At 72.0% G+C, this 16,400-nt stretch carries 14 protein-coding genes; 7 read left to right on the top strand and 7 right to left on the bottom strand.

The features are described 5' to 3' along the window. Window positions 1-200 precede the first annotated feature (200 nt). Window positions 201-485, bottom strand: a complete 285-nt coding sequence (locus tag ACFY8W_RS24715) for a hypothetical protein (RefSeq protein WP_391109041.1) — start codon at window positions 483-485, stop codon at window positions 201-203. Continuing rightward, window positions 482-808: a hypothetical protein gene (locus ACFY8W_RS24710; protein WP_391109039.1), complete on the bottom strand. Its 327-nt coding sequence runs from the start codon at window positions 806-808 to the stop codon at window positions 482-484. Before ACFY8W_RS24710 ends, ACFY8W_RS24715 begins: the two co-directional genes overlap by 4 nt. Before the next feature lie 593 nt (window positions 809-1,401). Between ACFY8W_RS24710 and ACFY8W_RS24705 the strand changes: the two genes are divergently transcribed. After that, the gene (locus ACFY8W_RS24705) at window positions 1,402-2,079 is read left to right on the top strand and encodes a macro domain-containing protein (RefSeq protein WP_391109036.1); all 678 of its coding nucleotides are present in this window, start codon (window positions 1,402-1,404) and stop codon (window positions 2,077-2,079) included. Between the two features lie 73 nt (window positions 2,080-2,152). Continuing rightward, on the top strand, window positions 2,153-3,787 hold the full coding sequence (locus ACFY8W_RS24700; protein WP_391109033.1) for an ADP-ribosyltransferase domain-containing protein: 1,635 nt from the start codon (window positions 2,153-2,155) through the stop codon (window positions 3,785-3,787). Between the two features lie 123 nt (window positions 3,788-3,910). Here the strand turns inward: ACFY8W_RS24700 and ACFY8W_RS24695 are convergent, their stop codons facing one another. Further along, entirely contained in the window at window positions 3,911-4,438 is a 528-nt protein-coding gene (locus ACFY8W_RS24695) for a DUF4916 domain-containing protein (protein WP_391109666.1), read from the bottom strand. A gap of 214 nt (window positions 4,439-4,652) precedes the next feature. Between ACFY8W_RS24695 and ACFY8W_RS24690 the strand changes: the two genes are divergently transcribed. The 3 genes from ACFY8W_RS24690 to ACFY8W_RS24680 all read left to right on the top strand — a co-directional run bounded on the left by ACFY8W_RS24690 (window position 4,653) and on the right by ACFY8W_RS24680 (window position 9,781). Then, on the top strand, window positions 4,653-6,077 hold the full coding sequence (locus tag ACFY8W_RS24690; RefSeq protein ID WP_391109031.1) for a tetratricopeptide repeat protein: 1,425 nt from the start codon (window positions 4,653-4,655) through the stop codon (window positions 6,075-6,077). 133 nt (window positions 6,078-6,210) lie between these two features. Beyond that, on the top strand, window positions 6,211-8,400 hold the full coding sequence (katG, locus tag ACFY8W_RS24685; protein WP_391109028.1) for a catalase/peroxidase HPI: 2,190 nt from the start codon (window positions 6,211-6,213) through the stop codon (window positions 8,398-8,400). 214 nt (window positions 8,401-8,614) lie between these two features. Continuing rightward, complete coding sequence (locus ACFY8W_RS24680) at window positions 8,615-9,781, top strand: esterase-like activity of phytase family protein (RefSeq protein WP_391109025.1); 1,167 nt, start codon at window positions 8,615-8,617, stop codon at window positions 9,779-9,781. 123 nt (window positions 9,782-9,904) lie between these two features. Here ACFY8W_RS24680 and ACFY8W_RS24675 read toward each other — a convergent pair whose 3' ends face one another. Next, window positions 9,905-11,194: an MFS transporter gene (locus tag ACFY8W_RS24675; protein ID WP_391109022.1), complete on the bottom strand. Its 1,290-nt coding sequence runs from the start codon at window positions 11,192-11,194 to the stop codon at window positions 9,905-9,907. Window positions 11,195-11,346: 152 nt separating this feature from the next. Further along, window positions 11,347-12,213: an alpha/beta fold hydrolase gene (locus ACFY8W_RS24670; RefSeq protein WP_391109019.1), complete on the bottom strand. Its 867-nt coding sequence runs from the start codon at window positions 12,211-12,213 to the stop codon at window positions 11,347-11,349. Window positions 12,214-12,397: 184 nt separating this feature from the next. Between ACFY8W_RS24670 and ACFY8W_RS24665 the strand changes: the two genes are divergently transcribed. Next, entirely contained in the window at window positions 12,398-13,474 is a 1,077-nt protein-coding gene (locus ACFY8W_RS24665; protein WP_391109016.1) for an alpha/beta fold hydrolase, read from the top strand. 192 nt (window positions 13,475-13,666) lie between these two features. Next, window positions 13,667-13,861, top strand: a complete 195-nt coding sequence (locus tag ACFY8W_RS24660) for a hypothetical protein (protein WP_391109663.1) — start codon at window positions 13,667-13,669, stop codon at window positions 13,859-13,861. Between the two features lie 57 nt (window positions 13,862-13,918). Here the strand turns inward: ACFY8W_RS24660 and ACFY8W_RS24655 are convergent, their stop codons facing one another. Further along, on the bottom strand, window positions 13,919-14,482 hold the full coding sequence (locus ACFY8W_RS24655) for an ABATE domain-containing protein (protein ID WP_391109013.1): 564 nt from the start codon (window positions 14,480-14,482) through the stop codon (window positions 13,919-13,921). 89 nt (window positions 14,483-14,571) lie between these two features. Further along, window positions 14,572-16,206: an ATP-binding cassette domain-containing protein gene (locus tag ACFY8W_RS24650; RefSeq protein WP_391109010.1), complete on the bottom strand. Its 1,635-nt coding sequence runs from the start codon at window positions 16,204-16,206 to the stop codon at window positions 14,572-14,574. Window positions 16,207-16,400 lie beyond the last annotated feature (194 nt).

Genomic DNA, 16,400 nt, shown 5'->3' with positions numbered 1-16,400 from the left:
GGCGTGACGGGAAGGCGCGGAGGCACAGAGGAATGTCACAGCACCGCGGGGAACTCCGGGGGCCCCACCGCGCGTTCCTCCTTCAGGAGGTGCTTCGACAAAGTCGCTCGTCGCCGCAGCTGTTCGCCGCCGTCCCCGGCTCCTCGGGAGACCGCAGATCTCGGACCGTCAATCTCGGGGGCCGGCGGTCGCGGGTCCGTTCAGGGCCCTGCGACGAGGAAGATGATCTCGACGCGCCCCGGCCTGCCCGGGGCGGGTTCGTGGATGCGGTACAGCAGCGTGATGGTGACGCCGTTGTCGGAGGCCGGCGCGGTCGAGACCCGGCGGAGCTCTGCCGTCCGTACCGGCTCGGTCCGTGACTCGGCGGGGCGCGGGTCCTCGGCGAGGGCGGCGAGGGCGTCGTGGAGCGCGCGACGGCCGCCGGGGGAGAGACGCGCGATCTCGTGGTAGAGCCTCCGGGGGATCTCGACGGCCCAGCGGGTCACGTGGTGGTGCCCTTGTCGAGCTCGGCGAAGAGGTCCTCGACGGTCATCAGCTCGGTCTTGCCGGCGAGCGACGCACGGATCGCCTGCCGCACTTCGGGCCGGGTGCGCAGGGCGACCAGGTGCCGCGCCTCGGTGATGACGGCCTGCTGTTCGCGCCCGAACCGCGCGGCACCCAGCCGGGCGTCGAAGGCGGCCAGCTCGACGGGATCGATGCCGGCGAGCTCGGCCCGCAGCTCGGCAAGCGTCTGCGGGCCCTGACCGGCCGTGACGCGGTACGGACTGACGCCGGCGGAGCCCGGCTCGTGCGGCGGCGACGTGCTCATGCTGTGCCTCCTCGACTCGTACGGCTCCTACGGTACGGGCGACCGGCCCCCACGCGGGAGGGGGCGTGCAATTGTCTGCAGTTCCTCTACGTGGAATCCGGGCCCGACACCGGTGAGAATCGGAGCGCAGGAACCACGCGCCTCCCGTCACCCCTGGAGAGTGGTGCTCAGTGTCCGACCTCCGCCGCAGGCGGAGGACGCTGCCGGACATGGAGCGCCCGACCGGAGGGCTGGGGCCCGATGCCTGTCGGCCGGGGGGGCGACGGGCGGGAAACGGCGGCGCGCTGGGAACCCGCGGGCTGCAGCCGGTGCCGACGATCGCCACGATGTCGCGCTCCGGCCCGAGCCGTGGGTACGACCGGCGGCGCAATTCCCCCTTGCGCCGTCCGGCCGAGAGGAGGCCCCGGGCGCTTCGGTATCCACGATGCGCGCCCGGGGCCGCCTCCTGCCCCACCACCCCCGCGTCGAGCCGGAACCCGGTGGACCGGACCCGCCTGACGGCAGCTCACCGCACCCTTCCCCGACCGGCGTTGTCAGTGGTCACCACTAGCGTCGGAGGTGTTGGAGAGACCGTTTCCCGGGAGGGGTGGACGATGACTGACAGCCGTATGGGGACCACGCTCAGGGTCGTGCTGACCGACGTCAACGAGGACGTGGTGGAGGCCTGGCGGGCGGCGTTCGCCGACACCCCGGGGATGGAGATCCGCCGTGGCTCGATCCTCGACGAGGACGTCGACGCGTGGGTCACCCCGACCAACTCCCTGGGCCGGATGGACGGCGGGGTCGACGCCGTCATCAAGCGGCACCTCGGGGCGGGCATCCAGCTGCGCGTGCAGCGGGCGATCCGCGACCGGTTCGCCGGGAGGCTCCCGGTCGGCAGCGCGGTCTGCGTCCCGTCCGGGGCGACCACTCCGCGGTACCTGATATCGACGCCGACGATGGAGCAGTCCTCCCAGAACGTGCGCGACACGCTGAACGTCGCCCTGGCGTGCGCCGCGGCCTTCCAGGCCGTCCACCGGCAGAACCGCAAGGCGCCGGGCAGCATCCGCTCGGTGGCGCTGGTCGGCATGGGCGCCCGGACCGGCCGGGTCCCGGCGCGGGTCTGCGCCAACCTGATGTGGACCGGCTACACGCTCTTCCACGACCACTGGTTCGAGGACGACGACGAGCTGCGCGCCACGATCACCGCGCAGCTCGCGGGCATCGAGAGCGCGCCGCCCACGCAGCGGGTGCGCATCGTGCCGCCGAAAGGGCATTCCTTTCGTCGCTGACCCCGCCCACGCGGCCGGCTTGCCCGCCGGTCATCCCCCTCACGCAGGTACGACCACCGGGAGCCCTTCCTCCATGACCGACGCCACCACCACGCCGGCCCAGCCCGGACCGAACGACCCGAACGACCCGCTGGGCCTCGGCGAGCTCTTCACCGGCGGCGGCGAGGCCTGGCTCCCGCTCCTGAAGCCGGTCATCGAGGCCCAGCCCGGCGCCGCCGAGGTCATCGGCCAGAGCCGCAGCCCGCAGGTCGTCCCCGTCCGCGAGCTGACCTTCCAGGCGCTCAAGCCCAACCCGCCGCACAAGTGGAAGGTCGTCGTCTTCGGCCAGAACCCCTACCCGCGGCCGGAGAGCGCCACCGGCATCGCCATGTTCGACAACACCTTCAGCGACTGGAAGGACAGCCAGTTCGGCAGGGTGGTCAGCATCCGCTGCATCATCAAGGCGGCGGCGATGTGGAAGTACGGCATAGCCAAGAAGACGCCGGTCGCCGAGGTCCGCGCCCTGCTGAAGGAGCGCGACACGGTCCAGCCGCCCGAGTGGTTCCAGGCGATGCTCACGCAGGGCGTCCTGCTCCTGAACGCCTCGCTCACCGCCAGCGCCGACGGCGCGATGGGCACCGACCGGCACACCGTGTTCTGGCGGCCCGTGGCCGAGCGGATCGTCGAGGAGATCCTCAAGGCCAAGCAGCACGCCGACGAGGAGGACCGCGGCGTCGTCTTCGCCTGGTGGGGAGCGCACGCGCGCAACCTGAAGAAGATCGTCCTACGCCTCCAGCAGAAGTACCCGGACGTCGAGGTCAGGCACATCGACCACGCCAACCCGGCGGCCCAGGGCGACATCTTCTGCGAAGGAGACCACTTCGCCACGGTCAACGAGGCCCTCGCCTCGCTGGGCGCCGACGAGATCGACTGGCTCCCGAGCAAGGGGTGGAACGAGCAGCCCGACGGCGGCGCGGACCGCGAGGTCGCGACCCGCATGGGCGCGTTCATCACGTCCACCATGGAACTGCACCAGCTCTATCTGGAGCGGCTCACCAGCGTCAAGGACGAGGGACTCGTCCTGCCCGCCATCACCGGGGTCCTCGACACCCCGCTGATGCCCTTCGAGGAGGCCGTCGCCCCGGTCACCAAGGTGCTGTCCGGCCTCGGCCGCCACATCGACCGGTCCCGCGAGTTCGCCAAGCGACGTGCCGACGAGCCGGCCGGCACGCCCGCGGGTGGTCTGTCCGCGGACGCGATCGCCGCGCTCTACCTCTACACCTGCGAGTCCGGCTTCTACCGCGACATCAACGCCGTCCTGCGCGCGCCGGACCGGACCAAGGTGTTGCCCTACCTCCCGTACCTGCGTCTGCTCTTCTCGGCGGTCTCGAACCTTCCCGCCCACACCCGGCCACTGTGGCGCGGCGTCTCGCTGGACCTGCGCAGCCAGTACCCGGTCGGCGGCACGGTCACCTGGTGGGGCGTCTCCTCCTGCACCTCCGAGCCGGAGGTGGCCCGGGCCTTCCTCGGCAGCCGCGGCAAGCGAACCCTCTTCGAGGTGACACCGGCACGTGCCGTGGGCATCCGCAGCTTCTCCGCCTTCACCGGGGAGGAGGAGTACATCCTCGCGCCGGGCACCCAGCTGAAGGTGACGGACGTGAAGACCGAGCGCGGCGGCCTGTGCACGGTCAGGCTCACCGAAGTGGAGGAGGCCCGTATGGTCTCCTGACCGCCGGCCACGACCGGCCACCTCCGAACCGGCTCACGCCCGGATCCCGCACGCGCGGGGAACAGGAGGCCGGGGTGGCCGGTACGGCCCCGATCGACACGACGGCAGCGAGGGGCGACGCCCTCAGTAGACGTGACCGACGTGCGCGAGCGCCTGCTTCAGGAGGACGCCGTGACCGCCGGGCATCTCGTTCTGCAGGGCGGCTGAAGCCGCCTCCTGAGGGCTGACCCACACGAGGTCCAGCGCGTCCTGCCGCGGACGGCAGTCGCCCGTGACCGGCACGATGTACGCGAGGGACACCGCGTGCTGGCGCGGGTCGTGGAAAGGTGTGATGCCCGCCGTCGGGAAGTACTCCGCGACCGTGAAGGGCTGGAGCGAGGCGGGGATGCGGGGCAGGGCGACCGGACCGAGGTCCTTCTCCAGATGGCGCAGGAGCGCGTCCCGCACCCGCTCGTGGTGCATGACGCGACCGGACACCAGCGTCCGGCTGATCGTTCCGTCAGCACCGATCCGCAAGAGCAGTCCGATGCTGGTGACTTCGCCGCTGTCGTCGACCCGTACGGGCACGGCTTCGACGTACAGGATCGGCATCTGCCCCCTGGCGGTGTTCAGCTCATCGGCGCTCAGCCAGCCAGGCGTGGTCTCGGTCATGTCAGACATCGCCTGATCATACTTTCCGGACAGGCCTTTGGCTCAGGTCGTCCGCCTGTCAACCGGGTGACGGTTCGGCGACCGTCCGTCCCTCCGCCGAGATCACCTGTTCAGGGACTGTGCCCCGGCGCCCGCTGCTGGCTCCATGGGAGGGGGGTCCGCGATCGCGGCGCGCCCATCCGAAGGCTTGGCTCTCGTGACGAGGTGATCAGCGTTGGCGACCGACCGGTACGGTCACGACTTGTACAACGGCACATCGGAGGCGGCCGCGCATCTGGACCGTGCCGTGGAAGCCCTGCTGTTCTTCCGCCCCGAGGTCACCGGTGCGGTCGACGACCTCCTCGAGACCGCCCCCGCCGCACCGGTGGCGCAGGCGTTCGCGGCCTACCTGGGCGTGCTGGGTACGGAACCGGCCGACGCCGCAGCGGCGCGGCGGCGATTCGAAGGATTCGCCTCCGGCCTCGACAGGAGCAGGCTCGGCCCTCGGGAGCGACTGCACACGGCCGCCGCCGCAAGCCTGCTCGCGGGAGACCTGCGGCGGGGCAGCGCGCTCCTGGAGGAGCTGACCGTGGCCTGGCCGCGGGACGCGCTCGCGCTCTTCGTCGGACACCAGCTCGACTTCCTCACCGGTGACGCCCTTCGCCTGCGGGACAGGATCGGCGGCGCACTGTCCGCCTGGGAGGAGGACGACCCCCATCGCGGCCCGCTCCTGGGCATGTACGCCTTCGGCCTGGAGGAGGCCGGGCACTACACCCAGGCCCGGGAGACGGGATCCGCCGCGGTCGAGCGGAACCGCCATGACGTGTGGGCCATCCACGCCGTCGTGCACACCTACGAGATGCAGGGCCGCTTCGCCGAGGGCATCGCCTATCTCGACGCCCGTACCGGTGACTGGTCGGAGGGCAACTTCCTCACGGTCCACAACTGGTGGCACTACGCGCTCTACGCCCTGGAGGCCGGCCGCACCGACACGGCGCTCGGCGTCTACGACGCGGCACTGCACAACGATGGGTCCCGGGGCCTCGCCATGGAACTCCTCGACGCGGCGGCCATGCTGTGGAGGTTCCATCTCGCGGGTTCCGACCAGACCCGCCGTTGGGAGGCGCTCGCGGACGCCTGGTCCGCCCGGGCCGACCCTCCCTTCTACGCCTTCAACGACGTGCACGCGGTCATGTCCTACGTGGGCGCCGGCCGGGTCGCGGAGGCACGGCGGCTGATCGCCGACCGCCGGCGCTGGCTCGCCGAGCCCGGAGCGGACGTGGTCACCAACCACGCGATGACCGCGGAGATCGGCCTGCCGGTGTGCGAGGCACTGGTCGCGCACGCGGCGGCGGACCACGACACCGTCGTGGAACGGCTGTGGCCGCTGCGTCGGCGGCTCCACGAGTTCGGAGGCAGCCACGCCCAGCGGGACGCACTGCAGAAGACCCTCCTCGACGCGGCCCTGAGGTCGGGCCGGCACGACGTGGCGCGCGTCCTGATCAGCGAGCGGACCGCGCTGCGGCCGCACAGCCCGTACAACTGGCTGAGCACGGCCCGGCTGGCGGAGGCACTGGGCGACGCCGCCCGGGCCGCCTCCGCCCGCGACCGGGCGGGCCGGCTGGGCCGGGCCGGAGACCTCGCGTCCGACCGGTTCTGACCGCCCGCCGCGTCACGAACGGTGGATCCGTACCCCTCGCCCGACGGCGTGTTCTTCTCGCCGTGCGGTCCACGGTGCGGAACGATACGGGCGAAAAGCCAGAAAAGAACCAGGCAAGGAAGAAGGGGCGGACGTGTCCGGCAGCGAGAGCGAAAACCCAGCAGTTCCCTCACCCACCCCCACGTCGACCCGCCCCAGAACGAACCGGGACTGGTGGCCCGGCCAGCTGGACCTCCAGGTGCTGGAACAGCACGCGGCCGGGCCCGACCCGATGGACGAGGACTTCGACTACGCGGCGGAGTTCGCCACCCTCGACGTCGACGCCCTGAAGCAGGACGTCATCGAGCTGATGACGAAGTCGCAGGACTGGTGGCCCGCCGACTACGGTCACTACGGACCGCTGTTCATCCGGATGAGCTGGCACGCCGCCGGCACGTACCGGATCGAGGACGGCCGGGGCGGCGGCGGCAGCGGGGCGCAGCGCTTCGCGCCGCTCAACAGCTGGCCGGACAACGCCAGTCTGGACAAGGCGCGGCGGCTGCTGTGGCCGGTCAAGCAGAAGTACGGCCGCAAGATCTCCTGGGCCGACCTGCTCGTGTTCGCCGGCAACTGCGCCATGGAATCCATGGGGTTCAGGACCTTCGGCTTCGGCTTCGGACGCGAGGACATCTGGGAGCCCGAGGAGATCTTCTGGGGCCCCGAGGACACCTGGCTCGGCGACGAGCGCTACAGCGGCGACCGTGAACTAGCCAAGCCGTTCGGCGCCGTGCAGATGGGCCTGATCTACGTGAACCCGGAGGGCCCCAACGGCAATCCGGACCCGGTGGCCGCGGCCCGCGACATCCGGGAGACCTTCGGGCGCATGGCCATGAACGACGAGGAGACCGTCGCCCTCATCGTCGGCGGCCACACCTTCGGCAAGTGCCACGGCGCCGTCGACCCGTCGTACCTCGGCCCGGAGCCGGAGGCCGCCCCGCTCGAGGAGCAGGGCCTGGGCTGGCGCAACACCCACGGCAGCGGCAGCGGCGCCGACACCCTCACCAGCGGACTCGAAGGCGCGTGGACCAACGAGCCGACGAAGTGGGACAACGGCTACCTGGACAACCTGTTCCGGTACGAGTGGGAGCTCACCCGCAGCCCCGCCGGGGCCCAGCAGTGGAAGCCCACCGACCCCGCGGCGCAGGACACCGTGCCGGACGCGCACGACCCGTCCAGGCGGCACGCCCCGATGATGCTGACGACCGACCTCGCACTGCGGCAGGACCCCGTCTACGAGCCGATCTGCCGGCGCTTCCACGAGAACCCGGACCAGCTCGCCGAGGCCTTCGCCAAGGCCTGGTACAAGCTGCTCCACCGCGACATGGGTCCGGTGTCGCGCTACCTCGGACCGTGGGTTCCCGAGGCGCAGCTGTGGCAGGACCCGGTCCCCGCGGTCGAGCACGAACTGGTCGCGGACGAGGACATCGCCGCCCTCAAGGACCGGATCCTCGACTCCGGCCTGACCATCCCGCAGCTGGTCACCACGGCCTGGGCCGCGGCGGCGACCTTCCGCGGCACCGACAAGCGCGGTGGCGCCAACGGGGCGCGGATCCGGCTGGCGCCGCAGAAGGACTGGGAGGTCAACGACCTGCCCGAGGTGGCCGGGACGGTGCGGCGGCTGGACGAGATCCGGCGCGACTTCGACGCCGCCGGGAACGGCGGCAGGAAGATCTCGCTCGCCGACCTGATCGTCCTGGGAGGCTGTGCCGCGGTCGAGCGGGCCGCGCGGAACGCCGGCCACGCCGTCACGGTCCCGTTCGCGCCGGGGCGCACCGACGCCTCGCAGGAGCAGACGGACGTGGAGTCGTTCGCCGTGCTCGAACCGCGGGCGGACGGGTTCCGCAACTACCTGCGGGCCGGCGAGAAGCTGTCGCCGGAGACACTGCTGCTCGACCGCGCGAACCTGCTGACCCTGACCGCGCCCGAGATGACCGTCCTGGTCGGCGGCATGCGGGCGCTGAACGCCGGTTTCCGGGGCTCCCCGCACGGCGTCCTCACACCGCGTCCGGAGGCGCTGACCACGGACTTCTTCGTCAACCTGCTCGACATGGGCACGGAGTGGAAGGCCTCGGAGTCGGACGAGAACGTCTTCGAGGGACGGGACCGCGCGACGGGCGAGACGAAGTGGACGGCGACCGCCGTCGACCTCGTCTTCGGCTCGCACTCCCAACTGCGCGCCATCGCCGAGGTCTACGCCGCCAGCGACGCCGACGAGAAGTTCGTCCGCGACTTCGTGGCGGCGTGGAACAAGGTGATGAACCTCGACCGCTTCGACCTGCGCTGAGCAGTCCGGGGGGATCCGGCCACACCGCGCACCGTACGGCGTCACCACCCCAGGGGCGGTGGTGACGCCGCGTCGGTCACGTGCGGCGAGGACGAGCAAGCGGTGCGGGCATGGCGGCGCGCTCGCGCCTGGCCCCGGTCGTCGGCGGACCCCCGGCAGCAACACCCGGATGGGCGACTGCGGCGCCGGGCCGGGCTGGGCCAAGATCAACTACATGAGATCTTCTCTGACGCGCCGCGTGTGCGCCGCAGCCCTGCTCCTGACCTCGACGCTGGCCCCCGCAGCGGCCGCGGCCGCCCCACCAGGCGGCGCCGACGGACAGTCGGAGCGCGCCGCGACTGCGCGCCTGCTCGGCGAAAGGATCGTTCCGCACAAGCTCGACTTCCAGGGAACGACGGTCGGCGGCCTCTCCGGTGTCGACCGCAACCGGTGCACCGGCGAGTACGTGTTCATCAGCGACGACCGTTCCTACCTGCAGCCCGCCCGCTTCTACACCGCCGCGCTGGACGTGGACGCCGACGGCGTGCACTCCGTCGACTTCACCGGCACCCACCCGTTCCGCCAGGCGGACGGCGCGGTGTACCCGTCCCCGTCCCTCGGCGACGGCAAGGCCGTCGATCCGGAGGAGATCCGGGTCGATCCGCGCAGCTGCCACTACTGGTGGGCGCAGGAGGGCGACCGTCCCACGGCGGCGAACGCACCGGTCATCCAGCCGTCCATCCAGTTCGCCTCCGCCACCGGTGCCCACCTCGGGCAGCTGAAGCTGCCGTCGAACTACGAGGTCACCCTGGAACAGCGCGGGCCGCGCCGGAACCAGGCGGTCGAGGCGATCACCTTCGGCGCCCGCGGCAAGGTCCTGACCAGCGCGGTCGAGGGCCCACTGCTGCAGGACGGGCCGGTGCCCGACCTGGAGCACGGCGCGCTCGTCCGCGTCACGAAGCAGACCCGCGGCGGCGAGGTGCTCGGACAGTTCGCGTACCCGCTCGAGAAGATCTTCGCCGAGTCCGACCCGACCAGCCCCTGGGGCCCGGACACCGGAGTCCCGTCCCTGCTCGCGTTCCCCGACGACCCCGACCGCTACCTCGTCCTGGAACGCACCTGGGTCGCCGGCGCGGGCTACAAGATCCGCGTCTACGACGCCACCACGCGCGGCGCGACCGACGTGCGGGCGATGGACTCCCTCGCCGGACAGCCCGTCGTCCCCATGAGGAAGAAGCTCGTGGTGGACCTGGACACCCTGGGCCTCTCCAGCATCCAGAACACCGAAGGCATGACGTGGGGCCCGGAACTCCCGTCCGGTGAGCGGTCGCTGATCCTGGTCAGCGACGACAACTTCTCGGACGAGGAGGCCACCCAGATCGTCGCCCTCGCCGTCCACTGATCACCGCCGACCGCGCCGAGCGCCCCACGGGGCCGGGCGCGGTCCCGCGCGGCAGCGCCTGGAAGCCCGAGGCGTGGCTCCCCTCGGACGTCTCTCCACCGGGCCCGATCCGGAGGAAACGGTCTACTCGGCGTCCAGCAGCGCGGCGTCACCCGAGCGGCCAGGTGACGTGCCGGACGGGTCCTGGCCCGTACGACGGGTTCGCTCGCCCCAGGCGGCCACCACAGGTCCTGCGGCCCCCAGCGCCGCGAAGAACACGCCGAGCAGCAGCCAGCCGGCGTGCCCGAGTCCGAGGACCGCCGTGGTGAGGATCACCGGGGCCAAGGCCTGCCCGGCGTCGAAGCCGATGCCGAGGAAACCCTGGTACTGGCCCTGCGCGTGGTCGGGGGCGAGACCGAAGCCGAGCGCGAAGCCGGCCGAGGACTCCCACACCTCCCCGAGGCTGTGCACGCAGACGGCGAGGATGGCGAGCCCGGGCGCGACCCAGGCCGGAACGTCCGCGGTCAGGGCCATCAACGGGCAGCTGACCAGGAACAGCAGCCCGGCGATGCGGAACGCCCGTCCGCCCTGGCGCGGCGTCTCGATCCGGGAGCCGATCCTGCTCTGGAGCAGCACGCACACTCCGCTGTTGACCGCGTAGACCACCGCCACGGTCCAGCGGGGCGCGTCGGTGTGAGCGGAGAGCCAGATCGGCAGCAGCAGGGACACCGTCTGGTACTGCAGGCCCATGGCGCCGTAGAGCGCGACGAAGGACACGTAGGGCCGGTCGGCCAGGACGGACCAGCCGCGGTGCTCCTCGGGCCGGGGGAGGGGCCGGTAGTCCGGGACGCCGACCAGGGCGATCAGGCCGGCGCAGGCGAAGCTGGCGGCGTTGGCGAGGATGAGTGCGGTGTACGCCGAGCGGGAGTTGACGGCGAGGGCGAAGCCGGCGCCGACGGTGCCCAGGACCACCCCGAGGTTGACGAAGGTGCGGAGCTTCGCCCTGAACGCGGCCGGGCGTTCGCCGCCGGCGCGGGCGACGAGCGCACCGCCCGCGGCGCCGCTCGCCGCTGCCGCCAGCCGGTCCAGGGTGGCGATGAGCGTGAACGTGGCCCAGCTCTGGATGAACACGAAAGCGGCCATCGTCACGGCCTGCATCGCCAGGGACGTCAGCCAGACCGTGCGGGGCCCGTACCGGTCGGCGAGATTCCCCGCCGGAATCCCCGCCAGCAGACCGGTCAGCCCCGCGATCGTCAGACCGACACCGACCTGTGCGGCGGGAAGGTGCACGACCAGCGTGAAGTAGAGCACCGCGGCGGTGTTGAACAGCCCGTTGCCCACCCGGCTGACGAAGCTCGCGAGGATGAGCGCGCGCTGCGGACCTTCAGGCGCCAGCCAGTTGGATATCCGGTGTCCGGAGCCTTGGGCGATCATGCGCGCAGGCTATCAGCGCCCCTTCCGGACCTCCGGGTGATCCGGACCGCCCCCTTCCGGCTGCCGCCGTGGGGGGAGAGAGAGTCACCGCGGTCACGTCATTCGACCGTCGCCCCCTTCCGGTGGCGGAAGTCGTGCGGGTCGGGCCCCGGTCAGCCGGCGGTGGCGCGGGCGGCCCGCTCGATGACGTCGGCGACGAGGCGGGGGTGGGAGACGGCGACGGAGTGGGAGGCCGCCACTTCGGTGGTGCGGGCATGGGCGCGCCTGGCCATGAAGCGCTGGACGGCGGCCGGGATGTTGCGGTCCTGGGTGGTGACGACGGCCCAGGAGGGCTTGGTCTTCCAGGCGGCGCCGGTGGCCTGCTCCTCCAGCGCCGCCTGGGCGATCGGGCGCTGCGCCGCGGCCATCAGGGCGGCCTGCTCGGCGGGGACGTCGGCGGCGAACTGCTGCCGGAACCTGTCCTGTCGGATGTAGAGGTCGATGGCCGTCGTCCCGTCCGCCTGCTGGTAGGTGACCGGGTCGAGGGCGTCGGGCAGGGTGGAGCCGGGGTACCTGCCGGTGAGCTCCAGGGCGGTCTCGCCAGGGGCGGGGAGGAACGCGGCCACGTACACGAGGCCCTTGACCTGCGGGTCGTCGGTGGCGGCCTGGCTGATGACGTTGCCGCCGTAGGAGTGGCCGACGAGGATCTTGGGCCCCTCGACGTGGTCGAGGACGGTGCGCAGGGCGGCGGCGTCGGAGGCGGGGCCGCGCAGCGGGTTGGCGGCGGCGACGACGGGGTAGCCGTCGGTGCGCAGTTCGGCAATGACGCCGTTCCAGCTGGAGCCGTCGGCGAAGGCGCCGTGCTCCAGGACGATGGTCGGCTTGCCGGGTCCGCCGGCGTGCCGGGGCTCCCCACCCGTGTGCCGAGGCGCTCCGTCGGCGGTGCCGGCGAGTGCGAAGGCGGCGAGCGCGAGCCCCGCCGCGACCGTCGCGACCGTGCCCGTCGTGCGCCGCTTGCGCCCACCGTTGCTGTTCGCCATGACAAGCCCTTCCTGGTGTTTCCGTTCCTGACGGGTCGTAAAGTGACACACCGTTTCGTCACCAGTCAAGACGGTGATGAATCTGTGTCACCGGTTTGACAGGTGACGCGTGCCGTGTGAAGGTCGCAGTGCCACCAGCCGGCTCCCGGCCGGTCACCGGAAGCGCGCGACGGAGGGGTTTGTCATGATCAACAGGCGTACGTTCGGCAGGGCCGTTGGCCTGGGCACCGGCGCGGCCGCGGTCTCGCTGGCCGGCCTGCGGCCGACGGCGTCCGCCGCGGACGGCGCACCGGCCACGGGTGGCGCGTCCGGCGCGGAACGACCGTCCGTTGCGGGCGGCACGTCCGGCCCCCACACCGCCTTCCCCGTGCTGAAGCAGGTCAGGGCGGGCGTCCTCGACGTCGGTTACGCCGAGGCCGGGCCCGCCCACGGTCCGGCCGTCCTGTGCCTGCACGGCTGGCCGTACGACATCCACAGTTACGTCGACGTCGCCCCGCTGCTCGCCGACCTCGGGTACCGCGTGATCGTGCCGTATCTGCGCGGCCACGGCAGCACGCGGTTCCTGTCCCGCCATACGCCCCGCACGGCCGAGCAGTCCGCCGTCGCGCTCGACGTCATCGCCCTGATGGACGCCCTCGAGATCGACAAGGCGGTGCTCGCCGGGTTCGACTGGGGCTCGCGGACCGCCGACATCATCGCGGCCCTGTGGCCCGAGCGGGTCAAGGCGCTCGTCTCGACCGGCGGTTACCTCATCACCGACCGCAAGGCGCAGCAGCTGCCCGCCGCCCCGGCCGTCGAGCGCACCTGGTGGTACCAGTGGTACTTCGCCACCGAGCGCGGCAAGCGGGCGATGGAGGACGTCGACGAGCGCATCGCCCTGTGCCGCTACGTGTGGACCCTCGTCTCACCCGGCTGGGACTTCGACGACGCCACCTTCCAGCGCACCGCCGAGGCGTTCAGGAACCCCGACTACGCGGCCGTCGTCCTCTACAACTACCGCTGGCGCATCGGCCTGATCGAGGGCGACCGCCGATACGGCCGTTACGAGGAGCGGCTCGCCGCCCAGCCGCTCGTGGGGGTGCCCACCATCACCCTCGACCCGGCCCTCGACCCGTTCACCCCGCCCGGTGACGGCGCGGGCTACCGCCACCACTTCACCGGCCCCTACGAACACCGCACCGTCGCCGGCATCGGTCACAACTTGCCGCAGGAGGCGCCGGCCGTCTTCGCGCAGGCCGTCGCCGACGCCGACCGCTTGTGACGGGGCGTCCGCGAACCGAAGGAGAGGAACCCCTTGCGGTGCGACGGGCCTCTCCGCCCACGCCGAAGGCAGGACCGTCACCGTCTGACGGCTCGTGGTCCGCTCGTCACCGCCCTGACAGGTGGCGAGACCGCCCGGCAGAGGGACACCGATGAACCCGGCAGAGGAACACCGATGAAGGGGAGTACGGGCATGGACAGGGAACTCGCCGCGGACACCGCCGCGGCCGCGGCACGGCACGCACGGTACGGCAAGCTCCCCGAGCGCATCCGCGCCGAGGACACGACCGAAGGGGTGCAGGGCTCGCCGGGCGGGTCCGCCGCCCCGTACGACCCCGAGGGCTCCTGGAAGTTCTTCTCCTGCCTCGCCCTCGACCTGGGACTGTAGGGGCGGCCGTCGGCCCGCCTCCGGTCCCGTCCCACGGCGTCGGTTCCGTCGGCCGGATCAGTTCCCGGTCGCGGCCGGCGCCGTCTTCTTGCGGGCGCGGTAGGCCGCGGCCTTGATCTTGTTGCCGCAGGACTCCATGCCGCACCACTGCCGCCGCATCCCGCGGGAGCGGTCGACGTAGACGCGCGTGCACTCGGGGTTGCCGCACTCCTTGAGGAGAGGGACGTCCGGGCCACTGAGCAGCTCGACGGTCTGCCGGGCGACGGTGGCCAGGGCCTGCGCGGGCGTCGCGTCGGTGTGCCTGCCCGCCATCGTGAGCTGGGGGGTCGCCGGGACCTGGCGGGCGGCGGCGTTGAGCACCGCGAGCGCCTGCCGGTCGAAGTCCTCGCCGAGCCGGCGGTTGGTCACGAGCTGGTAGACGGCCTCGCGCAGCGTGACCGCCGCACGGACGTCGTCCTCTCCGCCGGGCGTGATCGTGTCCACGAGCCCGGACTCCAGGTACCAGGCGTTGAGCCGGTCCGGCGTCACGAACATCTCGAAACGGGTCGAACGCCGGGCGCGCAGCGTGGCCGCGAAGTCCAGCACCGGGTGTCCGCACACGAAGACATGGTCAAGATTCACATCACCATCTTGACAGGTGACCGACGCGGGGTGCAAGGCTCGCCCGGGTTCCGGCGCTCCACCGGAACCCACTGCGGCGCCCCGGCGCCTCACACCGCCGGGGCTCCCGTCGTCCCGAGCGTTCCGTCGGCCAGTCGCAGCCAGCGGTCCACCCCGATCTCGGCGAGGAACCGCTCGTCGTGGCTGACCACCAGGAACGCGCCCCGGTAGGAGTCGAGCGCGCTCTCCAGCTGACCCACGCTGACCAGGTCGAGGTTGTTGGTCGGCTCGTCGAGCAGCAGCAGCTGCGGGGCCGGTTCGGCGCACAGGACGCAGGCCAGCGTGGCGCGCAGCCGTTCGCCGCCGGAGAGCACGCCGACGGGCAGGTGGGCCCGGGGACCGCGGAACAGGAAGCGCGCGAGCAGGTTCATCCGCTCCGCCTCGGGCCGCTCCGGCGCGAACGCGGCGAAGTTCTCCGCCACGGTACGGTCCGGGTCCAGCAGGTCCAGCCGCTGCGAGAGATAGGCGATGCGGCCGTCGCCGCGCCTGATCCGGCCGCCGTCCGGGGCGAGTTCGCCGGTGATCAGGCGCATGAGGGTGGTTTTGCCCGCACCGTTGGGGCCGGTCAGGGCGATGCGCTCGGGTCCGCGTACGGAGAGGTCGATGCCGCCCTCCGCGAAGACGTACCGGCCGTCGTGCCGGATCTGCATCCCCTCGCCGAGGAACAGGTCACGGCCCGCGGGCACCTGGGTGTCGGGCAGTTCCAGGGTGATGTGCTGCTCCTCGCGCAGCGCGCGCCCCGCCTCGTCCAGGCGGGCCTTGGCCTCGCCGACCCGGGAGGCGTGCATCTGGCCGGCCCGGCCCGCGGACTCCTGCGCGCCGCGCTTCATGTTCCCGGCGAAGATGCGCGGCAGTCCGGCGCTCTTGAGGTTGCGGGCGGCGTTGCCCGCCCGGCGGTCGGCGCGTTCGCGGGCCTGCTGCAGCTCCCGCTTCTCCCGCTTCAGCTCCTGTTCGGCGTTGCGGACGTTCTTCTCGGCGACCTCCTGCTCGGCGCGCACGGCCTCCTCGTAGGAGGTGAAGTTGCCGCCGTGGAAGCGCAGTCGGGAGCTGCCGAGCTCGGCGATGCCGTCCATGCGGTCGAGCAGGGCGCGGTCGTGGGCGACCAGCAGCAGAAGGCCCTTGAAGTCCCCGAGGGCGTCGTACAGCTTGCGCCGGGCATCCCCGTCGAGGTTGTTGGTCGGTTCGTCGAGCAGCAGGATGTCGGGGCGCTTCAGCAGCTGGGCGGCGAGGCCGAGCCGGACCACCTGGCCGCCGCTGAGCGTGCTCAGGCGGCGGTCGAGGGCGAGGCCGGCCAGGCCCAGACGGTCGAGCTGGGCGCGGGTGCGCTCCTCGACGTCCCAGTCGTCGCCGATGGTGGCGAAGTGCTCCTCGCTCACGTCGCCGGACTCGACGGCGTCCAGGGCGCGGATCACGGCGGCGACGCCGAGCACCTCGGCGACGGTGACGTCACCGGTCAGGGGGAGGTCCTGCGGCAGGTAGCCGAGCGTGCCGCCCACGGACACCGAGCCTGCGGCGGGGCGCAGTTTGCCGGCGAGCAGCCTGAGCAGCGTGGTCTTGCCGGAGCCGTTGGGGGCGACCAGGCCGGTGCTTCCGGTGGTCAGGGTGAAGGACAGGTCGCGGAAGACCGGGGTGTCGTCGGGCCAGGCGAAGGACAGGTTCGAGCAGACGACGGTGGCGTCGGACATGGAAGTGACCTCGGGAGGACTGGGGGCGGAGACAGCTGTGCCCCGGGCAGACGTGCGGGAAAGGGGTACGACGAACGGGCCACTCCGGCGGCGCTTCTTCAGCACGCCCGGCGGCCGTCAGATCCGGATCTCACCCGGAGATGTCGTCGTCACCCACCACGTCTGCGACTCCTCGATACACGGTCAATGTCGTC

The organism is Streptomyces sp. NPDC012637, from assembly GCF_042954805.1.
Lineage (GTDB): Bacteria > Actinomycetota > Actinomycetes > Streptomycetales > Streptomycetaceae > Streptomyces.
This window is presented reverse-complemented; position numbering and strand designations above follow the sequence as displayed.

Coding starts and splice junctions, on each gene's coding strand:
- ACFY8W_RS24660 (WP_391109663.1), top strand. CDS start 13,667: ATGGACAGGGAACTCGCCGCGGACACCGCCGCGGCCGCGGCACGGCAC.
- ACFY8W_RS24650 (WP_391109010.1), bottom strand. CDS start 16,206: ATGTCCGACGCCACCGTCGTCTGCTCGAACCTGTCCTTCGCCTGGCCC.
- ACFY8W_RS24680 (WP_391109025.1), top strand. CDS start 8,615: ATGAGATCTTCTCTGACGCGCCGCGTGTGCGCCGCAGCCCTGCTCCTG.
- ACFY8W_RS24695 (WP_391109666.1), bottom strand. CDS start 4,438: ATGACCGAGACCACGCCTGGCTGGCTGAGCGCCGATGAGCTGAACACC.
- ACFY8W_RS24670 (WP_391109019.1), bottom strand. CDS start 12,213: ATGGCGAACAGCAACGGTGGGCGCAAGCGGCGCACGACGGGCACGGTC.
- ACFY8W_RS24700 (WP_391109033.1), top strand. CDS start 2,153: ATGACCGACGCCACCACCACGCCGGCCCAGCCCGGACCGAACGACCCG.
- ACFY8W_RS24665 (WP_391109016.1), top strand. CDS start 12,398: ATGATCAACAGGCGTACGTTCGGCAGGGCCGTTGGCCTGGGCACCGGC.
- ACFY8W_RS24705 (WP_391109036.1), top strand. CDS start 1,402: ATGACTGACAGCCGTATGGGGACCACGCTCAGGGTCGTGCTGACCGAC.
- ACFY8W_RS24710 (WP_391109039.1), bottom strand. CDS start 808: ATGAGCACGTCGCCGCCGCACGAGCCGGGCTCCGCCGGCGTCAGTCCG.
- ACFY8W_RS24675 (WP_391109022.1), bottom strand. CDS start 11,194: ATGATCGCCCAAGGCTCCGGACACCGGATATCCAACTGGCTGGCGCCT.